Source organism: Nostocoides sp. (assembly GCF_035343835.1).
GTDB lineage: Bacteria > Actinomycetota > Actinomycetes > Actinomycetales > Dermatophilaceae > Nostocoides_A > Nostocoides_A vanveenii.
Genome location: NZ_DAOQZV010000271.1, coordinates 1 through 3,967 on the forward strand (window position 1 = coordinate 1; position 3,967 = coordinate 3,967).

Annotated in this window: 3 protein-coding genes; all 3 read left to right on the top strand. The window is 68.8% G+C overall.

All coding sequences use genetic code 11. From position 1 onward, the window contains the following. On the top strand, window positions 1-971 hold a 971-nt coding region (locus PKH97_RS14555), incomplete at its 5' end, for a cytochrome ubiquinol oxidase subunit I (protein ID WP_324388287.1). 15 nt (window positions 972-986) lie between these two features. Further along, complete coding sequence (gene cydB / locus PKH97_RS14560; protein WP_324388288.1) at window positions 987-2,036, top strand: cytochrome d ubiquinol oxidase subunit II; 1,050 nt, start codon at window positions 987-989, stop codon at window positions 2,034-2,036. 16 nt (window positions 2,037-2,052) lie between these two features. Then, the coding region (cydD, locus tag PKH97_RS14565; RefSeq protein ID WP_324388290.1) for a thiol reductant ABC exporter subunit CydD at window positions 2,053-3,967 on the top strand (1,915 nt) is incomplete at its 3' end.

Here is a 3,967-nt window from a genome sequence, read left to right on the forward strand (position 1 = left end):
CGGGCCGCGCCGAGATGACCGACTTCCTCGCCGTGCTGACCAACAAGGTCCAGCTGGTGACCTTCCCGCACGTCATCACCTCCTGCTATATGACCGGCGGCGCCATGGTCATGGGCGTCTCGCTGTGGCTGATGCTGAAGAAGAAGCACGCGGCCGACCACTCGATGTATCGCAGGTCCGCGCGCATCGGCGCCTGGGTCTCGCTGGTCGCGAGCATCGGCGTCATGGTCACCGGTGACATCCAGGGCAAGATCATGACCGAGGTGCAGCCGATGAAAATGGCTGCGGCAGAGGCCCTTTACGAGACCAAGACCAATGCCGGCTTCTCGATCTTCACGATCGGCTCGCTCGACGGCTCCAAGGAGATCTTCTCCATCCGGATCCCCGGCCTGCTCTCCTTCCTCGCGACCGGGAGCTTCCACGACGAGGTCGAGGGCATCAACCAGATCCGTCCGCAGGAGCAGGCGCTGGCGCAGAAGGTCACCGAGCGCTACGGCGCCGAGGTGGGCAAGCTGGCATACGACAAGACGTACACGCCGAATATCCCCGGCTCCTACTGGAGCTTCCGGCTGATGATCGGCCTCGGCGCGCTGTCCAGCCTGCTCTCGCTGCTGACCCTCTGGGGCACCCGCAAGGGCGCCAGCCCGGCGAGCAGGTGGTGGAAGCACATCGCGATCTGGAGCCCGCTGCTGCCGGTCTTCGCGATCAGCTTCGGCTGGATCTTCACCGAGATCGGCCGGCAGCCATGGATCGTCTACGGCCTGATGACCACCGCGAGCGGCGTCTCGCCGTCGGTCTCGGCGACCAGCGTCTTGATCTCGATGGTCGTCTACACCCTGCTGTATGCCGCGCTCGCCGTCGTCGAGGTCAAGCTCTTCACCGACTACGTCAAGAAAGGTGCCGAGGCGTTCGAAGAACCCACGTCGCCCGACGAGATGTCCGACGACAGCCAACTGCAGTTCGCGTACTGAGAAAGGAGAACTGACATGGACCTCGCAGTGATCTGGTTCCTTCTCATCGCCGTGCTGTGGACCGGCTATCTCGCCCTCGAAGGCTTCGACTTCGGCGTCGGCATGCTCCTGCCGATCCTCGGCAAGGGCCGCGACGCCGACGACACCGAGAAGCGTCGTCGCGTCATGATCAACACCATCGGCCCTGTATGGGACGGCAACGAGGTGTGGATCCTCACCGCGGGTGGCGCGACCTTCGCCGCCTTCCCGCACTGGTATGCCACCTTGTTCAGTGGGTTCTACCTCCCCCTCCTGCTGATCCTCGTCGCGCTCATCGTGCGCAATATGGGCTTCGACTACCGCGGCAAGCGGGCGTCGGCGACCTGGAAGGCCCGTTGGGATCTCGCGATCATCATCGGCTCCTTCGTCCCCGCGCTGCTGTGGGGTGTCGCGCTGACCAATGTGGTGCGCGGCGTGCCGATCGATGAGCACATGGAATACACCGGCAACCTGTTCACCCTGCTCAACCCGGTGGGCCTGCTCGGTGGCCTGACCTTCGTCGCCCTCTTCCTGACGCACGGCGCCTACTTCATCGCCCTGAAGACCGCCGGCCCGATCCGCGAGGACGCCCGCGCCTTCGCGACCAAGTCGGGGCTGGCCGCGGCCGGGCTCGCCGTCATCCTGCTGCTCGTCCTGGGCATCACCCGGGGCAGCATCTGGTCCTGGCTGACGACCGTTGTCGCGGCCGTCGCGCTGCTTGCGTCGATCGCCTCGAACATGCGCGGCAAGGAGGGCTTCGCCTTCACCGGCACCTTCGTGACGATCGCGTTCGCGGTGGCGACGTACTTCTTCATGCTCTACCCGAACGTCATGCCGAGCTCGACCAAGGACGCCTGGTCGCTGACCATCCACAATGCGTCGAGCACCGACTACACCCTGAAGATCATGACGATCGCCGCCGTGGTCTTCACCCCCATCGTCCTGCTCTACCAGGGCTGGACCTACTGGGTCTTCCGCAAGCGGATCAGTGTGGAGCAGATCCCTGCTGCACAGGATCCGGGCCACGTGCCCGCCGCCGTCCGATAGGTCTGCCGGCGTCCTTGTGAAGCCCTTCGACCCCGAAGTCTTCTCCACCGTCCCCGAGGCCCGCCGCCCCTTCGTGGCCTTGGGGGTGGTGGGGATCCTCCAAGGGGTCGCCACGATCGCGACCGCGTTCGCCCTGACCGGCGTCGTGGTCGCGATCGCGCGTTCCGCAGATGTGCGTATGCCGCTCACCTGGCTGGTCGTGCTCTTCGCCGCCCGCGGGCTGCTCGCCGCCGCCGCGGAGTATGTCGCGGCGCGCGCCGGCGCGGTCGTCTCGAAGGCCCTGCGAGCGCGACTGCTCGCTGCGTGGGCGGGGCGACCGGACGGCATACGGCCCGCTGCCGCAACGCAATTGACGCTCGCCACCTCCGGATGCGCAAGCGTAGAGCCGTATGTCGCGCGCTACCTCCCCGCCCTCGTCGCCGCCGCGATCGTGCCGGTGGGTGCGGTCGTGACGCTGGCAATCGTGGACTGGCCGAGCGCGCTCGTGGTGGTGTTGACGCTGCCACTGTTGCCGCTCTTTGCGGCGTTGATAGGGCGGGCGACGCAGGACGAGACCGCGCGGCGCTGGCGGGCGCTGGCCGACCTCGGCGGGCACTTTCTCGATGTCGTGCGCGGGTTGCCGACCCTGGTGAACTACGGGCGCGGCGAGCGGCAGCTGGGCACGATCCGGGCGGTCTCGCAGGAGCACCGGGTTGCGACCATGCGCACGCTGCGGATCGCGTTCTTGTCCTCGGCGGCGCTGGAGTTGCTGGCGACGATCTCGGTGGCGATCGTCGCCGTGCTGTGCGGCGTGCGACTGGCCAACGGCGCGATGCCGCTGTCGATGGCGATGGTCGCGATTCTGCTTGCGCCGGAGGCATATTGGCCGATCCGCCGGGTTGGGCAGGAGTTCCACAGCGCGGCGGACGGGGCGCAAGCGCTGGCCGAGATCCAGGCGGAGCTGAGTACCCGTGACGGGGCGGCCGCGGCCGCCGGAGCGAGCGAGGCCGGAGCCGGGGTGGCCGCTGACGATCGGCGAGGCGCCCTGTCGGCACTGGCAGCCGTGGAGATGGGCGAGGTGACCTATACCTATCCCGGGGCGCCGGAGCCGGTCCTGGCCGGTATCGACCTCCACGCCGGGCCCGGACTGACCGCGATCACCGGACCCTCGGGGGCCGGCAAGACCACCCTGATCGAGTTGATCGCCGGTCTGCGCGCCCCCGACTCCGGGACCGTCACGGCACCGCCCTGCCATGTGGTGACGCAGCGGCCTTACCTCCCGACCGGCACCCTGGGCCGTGCCCTTGCCCTGGGCAATGGCGCTGCGCCACAAGCGATTTGGTCGGTGCTTCGCGACGTCGGGCTCGACGGCTTCGTCGCTGGCCTGCCCGATGGGTTGGAGACGGTGGTCGGCGACGACGGCTTCGGGCTGTCGGCCGGCCAGCGGGCGCGCATCGGCCTGGCCCGCGCGCTGCTCGCCCCGGAGTCGGTCATCCTGCTCGACGAACCGACCGCCCACCTCGACGACGCGAGCGTGGCGATCGCGCATACGGCCATTGCGCAGTTGGCGACGCGGCGCGTGGTGCTGGCGATCACCCACCGGCCGGAGTTGGTCGCCCTCGCCGACCGCGAAATCCGCGTGGCTTCCGCACCGGTCCCCCTGTCCGCGGAACGGGCCCGGCCGGGATCCGCGGACGCGAGCGCTTCACCCCGCGGTGACATGGACGCCGGCCCGCGAGGTAGTTCAGGCGCCGCCCGCGGCGCGGACACGAGTCACGGCGCTGCGACGCAACCTCTGCTAGCAGAGGTTGCGTCAGTCAGCAATCCGTCCGACACGGCCGCGGTCCAGCGACTTGTGCACGGCGAAGGGGGATCGCAGCGCACAACCGCCGCCGCGGCTGGCGCCGGCCGGAGTCGGCGCCAAGCACCCCCCGAGCGCGTCCAGCTCCCCG

Coding starts and splice junctions, on each gene's coding strand:
- cydB (WP_324388288.1), top strand. CDS start 987: ATGGACCTCGCAGTGATCTGGTTCCTTCTCATCGCCGTGCTGTGGACC.